The organism is Streptomyces sp. NPDC086766, from assembly GCF_044746005.1.
In the GTDB taxonomy this organism is placed as follows: Bacteria; Actinomycetota; Actinomycetes; order Streptomycetales; family Streptomycetaceae; genus Streptomyces.
The window spans coordinates 563,810-577,971 of sequence record NZ_JBIVBI010000002.1; the positions used below are offsets into that span (position 1 = coordinate 563,810).

A 14,162-nucleotide genomic window follows, 5' to 3' on the forward strand; every position below is an offset into this window, starting at 1 on the left:
CGTGGATCGTTGTTAGTAGGCCATAACACCGAAAGAGTTGCGAAGTCGATGAGGACGTCTAGTCGGCGGAGTGACTTGGACAGGATGTGGTTTAGGCCCCCGGCAAGCCGGCGCGATACCGAGGCGACAGTGACGACTGAAGCTTCAGGACACGCGCAGTACTACCGGGGACTGTTTTTTGCCCTCAGGCCCTTCGCACGGCTGGGCGCCGGTGGCGAGGTTCTGGCGTGCCGGACGGCCTGCTCGGCTAGAGCACCCTGGTCATGAACACGCTATTGGGATCGGGCTTGTAGTCCGCGAAAGGTTCGCAGTAGTCGAACCCGAACTTCGCATAGAGCTTTCTGGCCGGCAGGAAGAAGTCGGCGGCGCCGGTCTCCAGGCTCAACCGGGTGAAGCCGAGACGCTTGGCCTCGGTGAGGATGTGCTCCAGCAACCGGGAGGCGACTCCGCTGCGGGTACGCGTCGGCGCGGTGCGCATCGACTTCAGCTCGGCGTGGCGGGGGTCCAGTCTTGTGATCGCGCCGCAGCCCACGACGGCGTCACCCTCCCGTGCCGACCAGAAGGTGACCTCGGGGCGGCGGAGTCCGTCCAGGTCGAGAGCATGCTTGCTTTCGAGGGGCGTGAGGGACCGCATCTGCCGGACGTGCTCGGCGAGGAACCGGGCGATCTGCGGGCCGGACAGGTCGTCCACGACGATCTTCATCTGGCTCACTCGTCCCTCCGACGTCGCGACCACAAGTGCCGCGTCACTCTAGGCGGCCTCCGGTTGAAGCTGATCACCGGGTCGTTCGACGAGTTTGCCCTCCACGAGCGTGCGAGTGAGATCAGCTGCACCCGTCGCGGTCAATGCGCTGCATGCAGAGGGCTTCCACCATCCGAGCCCAGCTGTCGATTGGCTGACCCAGGTGCAACGCCACAGCCTCGGCTGGGTCTGTGCACGTGATGATGGTGACCTCGTCGGCTTCGTCAACGTCGTGTGGGACGGCGGCGTTCACGCGTTCATCCTCGACACCGTGGTCGCGGGAGGGTGTCGCCGGTCCGGGATCCGAGCCGAACTCATCGCCGAGGCCGCCCGGCAGGCCCGCGAAGCCGGATGCGAATGGCTTCACGTCGACTTCGAGGACGATCTACGGTCGCTCTACTTCGACGGCTGCGGGTTCAAACCGGCAACGGCAGGTCTCATCGCACTCTGAGCCGGCCTCGCCCCACCACGCCCAGGCCATGGGCAGCCGTGAGGCCCTCGTAGGACAGGACGTCCACAGCTACCAGAGGCTTCACGTTGGTCACCTATGCTGCCACGCTCGACGTCCCGCGCCATGTGGTGGAGTACCTCGCCCGCCTGCTGGCCGCCCACCGATGGCGGATAGGCACCCCGAAATGCTCGCGTGCGCTCGGGCCGTTCCGGCAGGCGGTTCTGGTACTGCGCTGGTTCCGCGAGCGCGGCTGCGTGTACTGCCTGGCCCTCGACGCGGGCATCTCCCAGGCCACCGGCTACCGCTGCCTGAACGAGGGCATCGACGTCCTCGACGACCAGGCCCCCGACCTGCACGATGTCCTGGCCCGCTGCCGACGCGAGGGCATGACACACGTCATCCTCGACGGCACGTCCGACCGCCTCACCGGCGTTCGCGAGAACCGTTCAACGGTGAGCCGCGGCCACTGCCGTGCCACCTGACGGAGGAGCAGCGGGACCGGGCTATCAGGGCGTAGAGGTTGGCCACATGGATGCGGCGCGAGGCCCGACGTCTTCACCGGACCGAGTAGGGCCTCGGGTTGCGCTGGGTGTTGCGGCAGATGTTGCGCTGAGTGTTGCGGTAGAGGTTGCGCAGGCCTTCACAGCGTTCTGGAGTCCGCCCAGGTCACCACGGGCGTACGGCGTGGTCGGGCCGCTGACATCCCCGTTGCGACCCCCTTCGCCCATGCCCTGGCTGGAGTTGAGGAGTGGGAGGGCGGGATGGGTGGTGCGGACCTTGCCGGGGATCGGGGCGCGCTCGCCGGTGTTGCGCGCCGGGCGGGGCCGCCGCGCCAGGGCCGCCGACGGTGCGGCGGCCAGGGATCAGGTGTCGTCCGGGGCGAAGTCGGTGATGTGCTTGAACCCGCGGAGGAGAGGCGTCAGCTCCTGCGCGGCTCCGCACAGCGTGCACAGCCGGGTGCCCGGGTGCTCTGCCGCGTCCAGAGCGCGGTTCACATTACCCGGGTGTTTGGTCGGGGGCCGTTCTCGTGTCCGGCTACCGTGACTGCCCGGTGTCCCCCGTGGGTTCCCGCTCGATCGGGCACGCAAGGGGCATGACTGCCTCCTCGATGCGAACTATCAGCTGGACGACCACTGCGGTCCAGGACGCTGGTCGTGGGGTTGTCGAAGGCCTTTGCCGGTCGGCTGGGGTTGCGGTGGTTGCTGTACTCCGCTGCGGTACACCGACCACCGGCGGAGCCGCAACAGCCGGGGTGGGCATGCGAACGCTCCTGCCCTGCTCCGGGACCTGTGACGCTTGAACGTTCGGGTGCGCTGGTACTTCAGGGCACTCCTGTGACAGCTGTGCCCCTGCTATCGGCTGTGATGGCAAATACAACGGGGCTTCAGGGTGGGGCATGAGAACTGAACACGGAGTTCGGCGCGGTCGTCGTCGGGCCAGCCTGAAAACACGCACGTGGCTGGCGCTGGGGGCGGTCGTCGCCGGCGGTGGAGTGGCTGTGGCGACCGTCGCGATGGCCGGGTCGGGCGGCCGTGCCGGGGCGTCGGCCGCGCCGGGACCGATCAAGACGCATGTCCACTCGCTGTCCCTGACCGGGGCCGGCGCGGCACTCAAGACGCTGGGGGCCCAGTCCACGACTCCGTTCAGCATGGTGGGTGTCACCTGGAACGGTGCGCACGCCAAGCTGCGCGGCACGGTGGAGGTGCGGACCCGTTCCGCTGCCAGCGGCCACTGGACGTCATGGCTGAAGATGCAGCAGCCGGACGACCTCCCCGACGCCGCCGAGCTGAACCGTCCCGGTGTGCGTGGCGGGATGTCCCCCATGTGGTCGGGGCCGTCGAACGGGATCCAGGTCCGCGCATCCGGCGCGGGCATGAAGGCCGCGCTGCCCGCCGGGTTGCGGGTGGACCTGGTCGATCCGGGCAAGCCCGCCACCAGCGGAACGCAGGGTTCTGGCATGGGCCTGGCGGCGTATGCCCAGGACGCGACCGCGACCGACACCGCGACGCCGACGGACAGCGTCGCCCCCACCGACACCGCGACGGCCACAGCGGGCGGCGACCCGTCGGGCACCCCGACCGCGACGGACTCCGCATCGCCCACGGACACCACCACGGCCACGGACTCGGCATCCGTCCCGCCGTCCACCGGGGCCTCCGCCTCGGCTTCCACTACCACCTCGCCGAGCGCGTCCCCGACGTCCTGGCCCAGCCAGCTTCCGACGATGTCCGAGGCGTACCCGTCCTGCACGACCTCCTCGGCCAGCCCGTCCCCCTCGGCTTCGCCCACCCCGCCGGACCCGATGCCGGCCGACACCACCTCGACGGTGGCACCGCCCACTGTCGTCACCCGGGCCGGCTGGGGCGCGGACGAGTGCGCGCGGGAGTCGGGTTACCCGACGTACGGCTCGGCGGTGAAAGTGATGTTCGTTCATCACACGGACACCACCAACAACTACTCCTGCGCCGACTCCCCGGCGATCGTGCGCGGCATCTACGCCGAGCACCTCAACCAGGGCTGGCGCGACCTCGGTTACAACTTCCTCGTCGACAAGTGCGGCACCATCTTCGAGGGCCGCTTCGGCGGGATGGCGCTACCGGTCGTGGGCGCCCAGACCTACGGGTTCAACACCAACAGCATGGGCGTGGCCGCCATCGGCACGTACACCGACCTCAGCGGCGGCGACTCCACGGACAGCACCTTCGTCGGGGCCGCGCCGAGCCAGGCGATGATGGCCTCCATCGCCCGCATAGCGGCCTGGAAGTTCGGGATGACCGGTGTGAACCCGGGCACCGGTACCGCGTCGCTGCCCGAGGGCGCCTCCGACAGTTACGGCTTCACCTTGGGCAACAGCTACAGCTTCAACGTGATCTCCGGGCACCGTAACGGCTTCGCCACCGACTGCCCCGGCAACCAGCTCTACAACGCCCTGAGCACGATCCGCTCCTATGCTGCCGGCCCGGTCGGCGCGGTTTCCGTCACCGGGATGTCCGGTGGGGCGACCAAGTCCGGGACGAGCTACTACACCAAGGGCGCGGCCAAGGTGAGCTGGTCGACTGCCACGCCGTCCGCGGTGATCTCCGGCTTCGACGTCCTGGTCGACGGCAAGGCCGTGGCGCACACCTCCGGCTCCGCCCGCTCCGCCTCGATCTCGGTCGCCTCCGGCAGCCACACCGTCCAGGTCCGCGCCACCCACGTTCGTGGGGCGACCACGCTGTCCGGCTCGGTCACCCTGGTCGGCGACACGACGGCGCCCACCTTCCCGACCGCTGCCGGCGTGAAGGTACGCACCGGCACGGTGAGCTCCACCGCGGTCCCGGTCACGGTGACCTGGAAGGCCGCCGACAACGCGGCACTCGCCAAGGTCATGGCGACCGCGCCGTCCTCGGCCACCTTCGGCCCGACGGTGACGTCCTGGAACACCACCGCCAAGCCCGGCTCGTCGGACCTTTTCGCGCTGAAGGCGTACGACGTGGCCGGCAACACCGCGGGCGCCTCCGTCTACCGGACGCCGAACATCATCCAGGAGACCTCCACCACCCGGACCGGTACCTGGACCCACCGGAGCAGTACCAGCTACCTGGGCGGCTACTCCTACAGCTCCTCGTCCGCCGGGGCCTCGATCAGCTGGACCTTCACCGGCCGCTCGGTGGCCTGGATCGTCTCGCGGGCCTCCACCTCGGGCCAGGCGTACGTCTACGTCGACGGCACCAAGGTCACCACGCTGGACCTGAAGTCCTCCACGACCCTCTACCGCCAGGCAATGTGGACCAAGACCTGGTCCAGCTCCGCCAAACACACCCTGAAGATCGTCGTGGTCGGCACCTCGGGCCGCCCGACCGTCACCACCGACGGCATCGCAACCATCGGCTGACCAATCGGCAGCACCTCACACAGGAGCCCTCCGCCCGTGAGAAGTCCACGGGCGGAGGGCTCCTGCGTACCCGCCCCTCTTGACCGTCCCCGGCCGTCGGTCGGAGAAGCCTGTACGAGGAGCTAAGCCCCCGCCGGTCCGGCTGCACGACCTACGCAACGGCGCCGTGACGCGTGCCCACGCGGGCGGGGACACCCTGAGGCCGCTGCCCACCTCGTCCAGCGCGCACGCCGGGCAGACGATGTCCCCGCAGCTGCCCCATCCGCGGCTTCACGCCTTCTTCGCCACGCTGTACTACTGCGGCCCACGGCCCGAGGAAGCCGTCGCCATGCGTGTGGAGGACGTGACCCTTCCCGGGCCGGATGCCGACGACCAGTGGTGCGAGCTGCTGATCCACACGGCGACCCCGGAGGTCGGAAGCGGTGGACCGACACGGGGGAGATCCACGAACAACGTGATCTGAAGGGCCGTGCTGAGGGCGAGACGCACACGGTGCCGGGGCATCCGGCCCTGACCCGCATCCTCAGGCAGCACATCGAGGAAGAAGAGCTCCAGCCGGGTGATCTGCTGTTCAAGGGCGAGTCGGGCGGCATCCTCGCCGGTTCCGTCATCCGACGGGCGGGGCGCAGCGCGTAAGGCCGTACTGCCCCCGCACGTCTTCGAGTCGCCCACCGGACGGCGGGTGTACGACAATCGGAACACTCGCCTGACGAAGTGGCTCAACGACGGCATCCCGCCCGCGCAAGCGGCGGAGTGGGCTGGCAACAGCGTCGCCGTGCTCCTGGCCACATACGCCCGCTGCATCGACGGCCAGCTGCCGGATCTGAAGCGGCGACTGGCAGCCGCGGGCGACCTGCCAGAGGTGCCGGGCGCCGGCTGAACCCCGCCCGAGGACTTCGACACGTATTCGACACAGCCACCCGCGAAAACCCGGTGACAGCCGGACAGCCCCGGAGTCCGCCCTTGATCGCCAAGGGGGTGTCCGGGCTTCGCCGTGTCGAGTGTCGCCCGTTCTGACCACCGAAAAAGCCCTCCCGAGGGGAGGGCTCCCAGTGGCGCCCCGGCAGGACTCGAACCTGCGGCCAAGCGCTTAGAAGATGCGGGCAGATTTTGGTGATGCGGGCTGGCGTCGCCCTGCCAGCACCGCGTCTGCCCGCCCAACGTCGCAAACGTCCGTAATCGTTGCCGTTCCTCCGGCCTGCTGAGGCGGTCGGCCTGGTGGAGACGGACCTCGTCCTCCCCGAGCAGGGCTGGGGGTCAGCGCTGCTGCACCGGACTCGTCCATCGGTCGGCAAGCAGTGGACCGACTCGGGGGAGACCCACGACGACCGCGGGCTGAAGAATCGGCCGACTGAAGATGTTCGGCGTGTGCCTATACCGCCCCAGCTTGTCGCGGTGCTGTGCGATCACCTCGCCACGTTCGGCACGGCGGAGGATGGTCGGCTCTTCTTCAGTGAGAAGGGCTCGGTCGTCCCGTCCTCGACCTACTACCGCGTGCGGCAAGAGGCTCGGCTCCTGGCGCTTCCGCCGGCTGTCGCGGCTTCGCCGCTCGCGAGTCGGCCGTACGACCTTCGGCACTCGGCGCTGTCGACGTGGCTCAATGCGGGAGTCGATCCCACCGAGGTTGCCGAGCGCGCCGGCAACAGCGTCGAGGTCCTGCTGACCCGCTACGCGAAGTGCCTCGACGGACGGCAGGACGTTGCCAACCGTCGGATCGAGGACCTGCTCCGCGAGTACGAGTGAGACAACCCGTACCCACGCTGGGGCCCCAGGCATGCCGCCTGGGGCCTCCGCCTTGAGGGGCTGTCCGGCGGGCCTTCCTGGCGTGCGCTGCCGGGCATTCTGTCGGGCCCGGCTTGATGTATGGAAGGGTCAGGCCTCGTTGCCCACGCTGGCCACACGAGACGAGGTCGGACCGTGTGGTCGAGAGGATCAGGAGTCACTCGATGTCCGATGAGATCACGCTGCGGCCGGTAACCACCGACGATCTCGATCTCTTCGAGCGCGAGTTCAGCGGGCCGGAGGGGACCGGCCCGTACCAGTGGTTCGGCTTCAGATCACCGGCCGGCCTGCGTCGGCAATTCGCGGAGACGGGCCTGCTCGGCCCGGATGGCGGCGTGCTCTCCGTCGCGGAGGCGGGCCGGACGGTGGGCCGTGTCGAGTGGTTCGCCGGCACCTGGGGACGGCCCGCCACCTCTACCTGCTGGAGTCTGGCGATCGGTCTGGTGCCCGCTGCGCAAGGCCGCGGCATAGGCACCCAGGCCCAGCGACTGCTGGCCGAGTACCTCTTCGATCACACCAGGGCCGAACGGCTTCAAGCCTGGACGGACTGTGCCAACCTCGCTGAGCAGCGCGCGTTGGAGAAGGCGGGCTTCGTCAGGGAGGGCGTGCTGCGCTCCGCGCAGTGGCGCGGCGGCCAGTGGCACGACCAGGTGATCTTTTCCAAGCTCCGCGCGGAGCGGTCCGATGGCGAGCCAAGACGGTGATCGACCCGGCACCTTCGCCGCACACCTGGCCGAACTGTCGCGCGGCCCCGTTGCACATCCGCTAGTAGTGCTTCGTTAGAGCACCCCTATGTTCCACAGTCCTATCAACGACTCAACTGATCGGCATGACACGGCCTGACTCCTGATCCACAGTCAGGAGCGGAGCCGTCGGAGAAAGCCGGGAGCGAGCGTCGAAGATCGCTGGGTAGAGTGCAGGCGCTTTGCCCCGATGACCCCGTCGCCGAGGAGGCCGTCCCATGGAACCCGTCACGCTGATCACCGGTGGCTCGACCGGAATCGGCGCCGCCACCGCCCGCGCCCTGCTCAAGCAGGGCCACCGCGTGGCCGTCACCGGACGCGACGCGGGCAAGCTGGCCGCCTTCGCCACCACCGCGGGGGCGGGCGAGCGGCTGCTGACGATCACCGGCGACGCCGGCGAAGCGGATGACGTCGCCGCCGCCGTCCGCGACGTGCTGGACACCTGGGGCCGGCTGGACAACGTCATAGCCAACGCTGGTTTCTCCCTGCCCGGCAACCTGGAGACCCACGCCCCTGAGGACATGCGCGCCATGATCCTCACCAACGTCCTGGGCCCCGCCCTGCTGATCCAGGAGACCCTGCCCCACCTGAGGACCTCCAAGGGCCGAATCGTGATCATCGGCTCGGTCGCCGGCGTCCGCCACACCCCCGGCAACCTCTACTCCGTCACCAAGTGGGCCGCCCACGCCCTCGCCGAGAACACCCGCCTCCTGGTCGGCCAGGACGGAGTCGGCGTCACCGTTGTCGCCCCCGGCATCGTGGACACCCCCTTCTGGCACGCCCGCGGCGGCACCCCCGAGGCAGCCGCCACGATGACCGCCGAGCAGATCGCGGACACCATTGTGTTCGCCGTCAGCCAGCCCGCGGGCGTGGACATCAACCACATCACGGTGCGGCCCACGGGACAGGTTGGCTGAGGTAGAGCTCCCAAGGGTCGTACGGGGAGGCGCCTTTGGCTCCGTCAAGCAGGGCGTGGCGCGGGCCGGGGGCGCCTTCGGATCTGGGCCGCCACCTCGCGACGATCCTGAGCACCGTTACCGCCGTTGCCTTGATCATCTGGCTTTGGACTTGGCGGATTCCAGGGGCCTTGTCGTTGCTCCATGCCTCAGCTCATCGGATAGCCGATCTCCGCAATGTCCTTCGCGAGGTCTGCCAGGACGATCTCTGAGTTCAGCGCGCGGACCACTTCCGCGGTCAGAGGACGCGAAGAGAAGACGTGACGAACGGCCTCCAGGTCGACCGACACCTCGTAGTAGTCCTCGGCCCACCGCTGGAACGCTTCCGGCGAGCGATCCACCAACAGTTGGAAGAGGTAGCCGGCGCCATCTGGATCTTCCGTTTCCTCGTCAGGGAAGTCGATCGCCCCTGCCTTCCAGCCGTTGTCGCTCGTCTCTCGCCAGATGCACGCCGTGACGACAGGCATCCCGTCCTCATCTGTGAAGGCTGGCTCTTCGATGCATGGCCGGAAGACGTCAGGAACGTCATCGAGCACTCCGGGCCATGGGCCGTCCTCTATATAGGGGCTCATAGGAGATTCGTGATCAAATCCACGGATGTAGGCGCCTATGGGTGAGAAGATGATCGAGTACTCGTCGCCCGATCCGTTCCGCATCAAGGCCATCGACTTCATCGACTTCTCGGACGAGAGGTTGTCGAAGGAGTAGTAGCGGTCTTCCCACTCAGGGCTTAGGACTGCCTCCAACATGGCCATGGAGCGGCAGTGCTCGCGGAGGACTGCTATCTCGGGCAGTTGCCGAGCAACGTCATGTACGGTCACCCGTGCATCCAAGCGCACACCTCTGACACGTTAGGGCTGCATGTCCAGGGTGTTGTCCCGAGTGGGCAGCCGTGGTTATGCGCCCCACTGGGCGGCGACGGCTTCCGGGACGCTGAAGACTGCGTCGCACTCGGCGCACTGTGGGGACTGCTGCATGATCGGGTGACAGCGGGGTTTATGCAGCCAGAGCTGCGGGTGGGGTCATGATGGTCTCGTACTCGACGGGGGTCAATCGGCCCAGGCGTCGTTGCCGCCGGCGCCGGTGGTAGGTCCGCTCGATCCAGGTGACGATCGCGATCCGCAACTCCTGGCGGGTGGCCCAGACGCGGCGGTCGAGGACGTTCTTCTGCAGCAGTGCGAAGAAGCTCTCCATTGCGGCGTTGTCGCCGGCGGCCCCGACCCGGCCCATTGAGCCGACCAGGCCGTGCCGGGTGAGGACGGCGGCGACCTTGCGGGACCGGAATTGCGATCCGCGGTCGGAGTGCACGATGCATCCCGCAGCGGGGCCGCGGCGGGCAACGGCGGACTCCAGCGCGGCCACCGCGAGGCGCGACTTCATCCGGGCGTCGATGGAATAGCCCACGATGCGGCCGGAGTACACGTCCTTGACGGCGCACAGATACAGCTTGCCCTCGCCGGTCGCGTGCTCGGTGATGTCCGTGAGCCACAACCGGTTCGGCCCGTCCGCGGTGAAGTTCCGCCGCACCAGGTCATCGTGGACCGGTGGCCTGGCTTTGGCGTTCTTCCCGCGGCCCCTGCGTTTGCCGAAGGCACTCCACCAGCCGTTGTCCCGGCAGATCCGCCAGGCGGTCCGCTCGGCCATCTCCTCACCGGCAGCGCGGGCCTCGTCGAGAAGGAAGCGGTGCCCGAACTCGGGATCGTCGCGGTGCGCGTCGAACAGGGCGTTGGCCCGGTATGCCTGGGTAAGTTCGGCGTCGGTGGCAGGCCGGGCCAGCCACCGGTAGTAGGGCTGGCGGGCCAGCCCGAGCACCCGGCACGTCACCGCCACCGGGACCCGGTAAGGGGCAGCGGCGGCGGCCAGCTCGCGGACGAGCGGGTACATCATTTTGCCGGCAGGTTCGCCTGCGACAGATACGCCGCAGCCCTCCTGAGCACCTCGTTCTCCTGCTCCAGCAACCGGATGCGCTTGCGGGCCTCGTGCAGCTCGGCCGACTCACCCGACGTCGTTGTGGGCCTGGCGCCCTCGTCGGTCTCGGCGCGGCGCAGCCACTTCGACAACGTGATCGGGTGGACCCCGAAGTCGGCGGCGATCTGTTCCAGCGTGACGCCGGGCTCGCGGTTGCGCGCGACCCGCACGACGTCCTCGCGGAACTCCTTCGGATACGGCTTGGGCACTGCAACATCCTTCCAGGCCGCTTCTCAGCAAGCCAGGTCAGGTGTCACCCAACCCTGCAGCAGTCCCGTGCTTCGCCGAAAACGTAAGTCAACTTGTGCGCGACATCGGTCTGGCCGTCGGCGAGCGCGCGACTGTGGAGTCTTTGGGCCAGCCCCTCCAGCGCTGAGGCGTCCGCAGGTTGTAGCGGGGACTTCTGGGCCGCGGTCTCGTTCATGTACATGCTGTCCGTGGTCGAGAAGAAGCCGTGCTCCCCGAAGGCTATGAAGTTCTCTGCACTGCATGCGGGGCAGGGGACCTCGTACTCCTCGTCGTTCAGCCCGTCGAGCTGTTCGCCCCAGACCTCGACGCCCTCAAAGCTGAGGAGCGCGGCCAGCAAGTGGACGTAAGCGGCGGGGTCGTCGGCGAGTCCCCGGTCCTGGAGGGCTTCCTCTGTCAGTTGCACCAGGTCGGACATCTCCGAGGCGTACGCCACGTGGGGATCTTGTTCTCCGTATGGCTGGTCAGTGCTGGCCGCGATGGCGCCGGCTAGCACGAGCGGCATCTGTCTGTCCGCGGGCGACCACTGGCGTGCCATGTCTCGCAGGGCAGGCAAGGCTGCGTGGCTTGCTGAGTAGACGGTGCCCTGATGGCACAGCCGGGACCAAAGTGCGGTCCAGGCTGAATCCCTTGGTGCGGGGCTCGCTGCGTTGAGCAGGCCGGGAATGTCTTCTGCCGTGCCGTAGGCGTGGTGGAGCTGGGACCAGTCCGTCATGCCAATGATCTAAGCAGTCGGATGCTACGGACTTCGCGGCTGGGGCCGCGCCAGTTGCCCCGTCATCGAGGCAAGCTAAGCCGACCGCCAGAAGGGGGCAGCGAACTGCGAGAATGATTCAAGATCCCGTCCACGCCTCGTCCACAGCCCCCGACATGGGGCCGCTCTGGGCGGCATCTGCCTGCACATACGCGAAGACCCCGGCCTCAGCGTTTCCGCTGGTGACGGGGTCTTTGGGCACCTCATGAAGGGTGCCCCCGGCAGGATTCGAACCTGCGCGCACGGCTCCGGAGGGCGTTTGTGGCTACACCATTGCTACTGGTCAGGGGCCTCTACCAGCTAGGAAAGGTTTGTTGCGTCCACAAATAGTCCACGGTAGTCAGTCCGAGATGAGCGTGCGCCGCCGCCCTGCCGTAGGAAGCGCTGGGAGTGCGCCGCAGTCCTGCGAGCAGATGAACCGAGCGATGCATTACGAGCTACAACAGGCCATTCTGCTTAGCCCAGCTTATGAATTGACCGCGAGCGCAGGGATAACGTGCCCCGCTATTGATCAAAGCGTCGACTAAGTTACTTCCTACGTACTCCGTTGTGTATCCATCGCTCACAGCCGTGGCAATTATTCGCAGCGATCCCCATACTGGGAGGGAATGCTTACGGGCGATTCTCCGAGCGTCCCCGTCATCGATCACTGCAATCGCGCCGTTGACTTCGGCCCATGCAAGGACAGTAGCCTCTCCTTCGTTCGACTTACTGCCCGAAACCCGCTCCATCCACTTAACGAGTGCTGTGAGCTCGTTCAGGTGATCTACGTGGACGATCTCCAGCCAATCGGCACTGGACAGGCTCAGCCCGTATGTGCCGAGTTCGTCCACCACTGTCTGAGTGGTCACATTGCGCCGTCCCCCGCCTTGCCAAGTTCGGGCAGCGTCGCCGAGGACATCAAGTTTTCCCGCCTTTATTGCATGGAAAAGGGGAGAAGTGTCCCAGGCAAGCAAGCCGGCGGGGAGCCCTGCAGCGGTAGAGGTGGCACTCACGGCAGCGGCTCCTCCAGGGTACGCGTAGGAAGTTCATCTACCGTGATCACGCCGTATAGCAACTCAACTGCGCGTGGAGCAGTGACGGCACCGGCTTCCCAGGCGCTTAGCACCGCCTTGCGCCACAACTTGCCGGTCGTTCCAGTCTCAAGATCAGGGATGGGCTGTTCGCCGAGCACGGCCAGGAAGTCTCCACGTGTTGGCGAATTCGCCTTCTGGCGTCTAGCTTCCCCACCGTCGATCAACCCAAGGTTTCGCGCACGATTTACGACAGCGCTCCACGAGGTTCGGTAGTTGGCTGCCAAGGTGAGCATGACAGCCCTGACGTCCTTGGCTTCTGTGATTTCCTGCCACGCGCTTTGTACATCCTGGGCAGGCAGTAGGAAGCACTCAGCAAACCGGTCGATCTGTCGCTCGCGCTCATCGCGGCTGGCTGCAATACCAGCATCGCTGTGGTATTCGTCCTGCAGGAGGTGGTGCCCGAGCTCGTGGGCAGCCGTCCACCGCCGCCTTCCGGGCTGAGCCTCTCCGCTGATGACAGCTACGCCGTAGCCGTCCTGCAAGAGTGAAGCCCCCTCGGCTGGCTCGTTCACCACTGTCAGGAAAAGACCCAGCTGCTCTACAACGTCCGCCATCGGCCCAAGTGGGCCCGAAGGCTGGTCTAGAGCCTTGCGTGCTGCTGCGGCGAGCGCGCTCGGGTCGACGTAGCCGCCCGCCCGCCATACAGAAGAGTCCATCTCTGGAGGCGAGAGGAAACCCTCTGTGATGAGCCAATGAGCATTGCGAGCGTGTTGCTCGAGCCAGGCGTCGAGTCGGTAGCTGGCACGAGTTGCCTCGTCTGACGTGTCCTCCAGTGCGGCTCGACGAGAGACCAGAGATGCCGGCGGACGGGAGAGGAAGTGCGCCATAGGGACGCCCAGCGCTTGAGCCAACCAAGAGAGTTCAAGAGCGGAAACCTTGCGGTCCCCGGCTTCGATGCGCACCATCGCTGTGCGATCGAGCCCTACCTTGGAGGCCAGGTCGCCCTGGCTCATATCCGTAGCCAGGCGCGCCTCAGCGATCCGCTCGCCTACTTCGTCCCAGCTCTCTACCGCTTCCATGTGTGCGATTTTTGCACACCTGGGGCTGGCTGGCACCTAGCGAGGACTGTGTTCTCGACTAAACGTCTGTATTAGGTCAGCGCTGTAGCGGGTGCTGGCATCAGGTGGCCTCCTTGTAGACGAAAAATGATCTTCGGTCGAGTCGTCGACTCGCCGCTGACCTGCTGCGACGTAGGCGATCGTTGCCTCGTCCTGTCTCAGGTCAGCCTGGTAGCGAACTAGGGCTCCCAGGATGAATCAGGTGCAGGCCCTCATCCGTGACCGCGGTCCGCAGTTTCACCACACGACCGGTTCAAGAGTGCCAGACCTTGGTTGCCTCAGGTGTCCGAGCGCGGAACAAGGGGCTTGGGCACACCTCGGCGGAGCTCGCTGTCTCCAGTGACCCGGAGCACCCGCTTGACGCCCGGACTGTTGGCCAATACGGCTAGCCAGCGCTATCCCCCAAGGCGGGGCGGGTGTCGGTGTGAGGTCTCAGGAGATGCTTGACCGTTTGTGCTCAGGACATGGGTGACACGTTCGGTTGAACGCCCGCCGTCTCCCGTCCCTCGGTG

General features: G+C 67.1%; 13 protein-coding genes and 2 pseudogenes. 9 read left to right on the plus strand and 6 right to left on the minus strand.

Annotated features, from left to right (window positions below; all coding sequences use genetic code 11):
• Window positions 1–247: 247 nt before the first annotated feature.
• Window positions 248–703, minus strand: a complete 456-nt coding sequence (locus ACIPM1_RS05695) for a GNAT family N-acetyltransferase (protein WP_402429430.1) — start codon at window positions 701–703, stop codon at window positions 248–250.
• 115 nt (window positions 704–818) lie between these two features.
• Between ACIPM1_RS05695 and ACIPM1_RS05700 the strand changes: the two genes are divergently transcribed.
• Together ACIPM1_RS05700 and ACIPM1_RS05705 are read left to right on the plus strand one after the other, a co-directional pair.
• The gene (locus tag ACIPM1_RS05700; protein ID WP_402429331.1) at window positions 819–1,193 is read left to right on the plus strand and encodes a GNAT family N-acetyltransferase; all 375 of its coding nucleotides are present in this window, start codon (window positions 819–821) and stop codon (window positions 1,191–1,193) included.
• Window positions 1,194–1,279: 86 nt separating this feature from the next.
• Window positions 1,280–1,675, plus strand: a complete 396-nt coding sequence (locus ACIPM1_RS05705; protein ID WP_402429333.1) for a hypothetical protein — start codon at window positions 1,280–1,282, stop codon at window positions 1,673–1,675.
• 381 nt (window positions 1,676–2,056) lie between these two features.
• Here the strand turns inward: ACIPM1_RS05705 and ACIPM1_RS05710 are convergent.
• Window positions 2,057–2,188: pseudogene (locus ACIPM1_RS05710) on the minus strand (hypothetical protein); the annotation flags it as partial.
• Between the two features lie 503 nt (window positions 2,189–2,691).
• Here ACIPM1_RS05710 and ACIPM1_RS05715 point away from each other — a divergent pair.
• The 7 genes and pseudogenes from ACIPM1_RS05715 to ACIPM1_RS05745 all read left to right on the plus strand — a co-directional run bounded on the left by ACIPM1_RS05715 (window position 2,692) and on the right by ACIPM1_RS05745 (window position 8,509).
• Window positions 2,692–5,067: an N-acetylmuramoyl-L-alanine amidase gene (locus ACIPM1_RS05715; protein WP_402429336.1), complete on the plus strand. Its 2,376-nt coding sequence runs from the start codon at window positions 2,692–2,694 to the stop codon at window positions 5,065–5,067.
• 166 nt (window positions 5,068–5,233) lie between these two features.
• Window positions 5,234–5,530, plus strand: coding sequence for a hypothetical protein (locus ACIPM1_RS05720; protein WP_402429338.1), 297 nt, complete (start codon window positions 5,234–5,236; stop codon window positions 5,528–5,530).
• A 29-nt stretch (window positions 5,531–5,559) separates the two neighbouring features.
• On the plus strand, window positions 5,560–5,703 hold the full coding sequence (locus ACIPM1_RS05725) for a hypothetical protein (RefSeq protein WP_402429341.1): 144 nt from the start codon (window positions 5,560–5,562) through the stop codon (window positions 5,701–5,703).
• Between the two features lie 46 nt (window positions 5,704–5,749).
• Window positions 5,750–5,947 carry a hypothetical protein gene (locus tag ACIPM1_RS05730; RefSeq protein ID WP_402429344.1) on the plus strand — a complete coding sequence of 66 codons (198 nt, stop codon included), beginning with the start codon at window positions 5,750–5,752 and terminating at the stop codon, window positions 5,945–5,947.
• 311 nt (window positions 5,948–6,258) lie between these two features.
• A pseudogene (locus tag ACIPM1_RS05735) lies at window positions 6,259–6,810 on the plus strand (site-specific integrase); the annotation flags it as partial.
• 203 nt (window positions 6,811–7,013) lie between these two features.
• Window positions 7,014–7,553 carry a GNAT family N-acetyltransferase gene (locus tag ACIPM1_RS05740; RefSeq protein ID WP_402429347.1) on the plus strand — a complete coding sequence of 180 codons (540 nt, stop codon included), beginning with the start codon at window positions 7,014–7,016 and terminating at the stop codon, window positions 7,551–7,553.
• A gap of 257 nt (window positions 7,554–7,810) precedes the next feature.
• The gene (locus ACIPM1_RS05745) at window positions 7,811–8,509 is read left to right on the plus strand and encodes an SDR family oxidoreductase (protein ID WP_402429350.1); all 699 of its coding nucleotides are present in this window, start codon (window positions 7,811–7,813) and stop codon (window positions 8,507–8,509) included.
• Window positions 8,510–8,697: 188 nt separating this feature from the next.
• Here the strand turns inward: ACIPM1_RS05745 and ACIPM1_RS05750 are convergent, their stop codons facing one another.
• From ACIPM1_RS05750 to ACIPM1_RS05765, 4 genes are all read right to left on the minus strand, one after another.
• On the minus strand, window positions 8,698–9,369 hold the full coding sequence (locus tag ACIPM1_RS05750) for a hypothetical protein (protein WP_402429353.1): 672 nt from the start codon (window positions 9,367–9,369) through the stop codon (window positions 8,698–8,700).
• A 175-nt stretch (window positions 9,370–9,544) separates the two neighbouring features.
• Window positions 9,545–10,725, minus strand: a protein-coding gene (locus ACIPM1_RS05755) for an IS3 family transposase (RefSeq protein WP_402429356.1) whose coding sequence is annotated in 2 segments (ribosomal slippage) — window positions 9,545–10,438 and window positions 10,441–10,725 — 1,179 coding nt in all. Because the reading frame shifts where the segments join, the coding sequence is not laid out codon by codon here.
• A 44-nt stretch (window positions 10,726–10,769) separates the two neighbouring features.
• Window positions 10,770–11,198, minus strand: coding sequence for a hypothetical protein (locus ACIPM1_RS05760; protein ID WP_402429359.1), 429 nt, complete (start codon window positions 11,196–11,198; stop codon window positions 10,770–10,772).
• Between the two features lie 1,309 nt (window positions 11,199–12,507).
• A complete protein-coding gene (locus ACIPM1_RS05765; protein WP_402429362.1) occupies window positions 12,508–13,611 on the minus strand; it encodes a helix-turn-helix domain-containing protein in 1,104 nt (367 codons plus the stop codon).
• Between the last annotated feature and the right edge of the window lie 551 nt (window positions 13,612–14,162).

Bases quoted from the DNA above. Each gene is read 5' to 3' on its own strand.
- ACIPM1_RS05695 (WP_402429430.1), bottom strand. From the start codon at position 703: ATGAAGATCGTCGTGGACGACCTGTCCGGCCCGCAGATCGCCCGGTTC.
- ACIPM1_RS05740 (WP_402429347.1), top strand. From the start codon at position 7,014: ATGTCCGATGAGATCACGCTGCGGCCGGTAACCACCGACGATCTCGAT.
- ACIPM1_RS05745 (WP_402429350.1), top strand. From the start codon at position 7,811: ATGGAACCCGTCACGCTGATCACCGGTGGCTCGACCGGAATCGGCGCC.
- ACIPM1_RS05765 (WP_402429362.1), bottom strand. From the start codon at position 13,611: ATGGAAGCGGTAGAGAGCTGGGACGAAGTAGGCGAGCGGATCGCTGAG.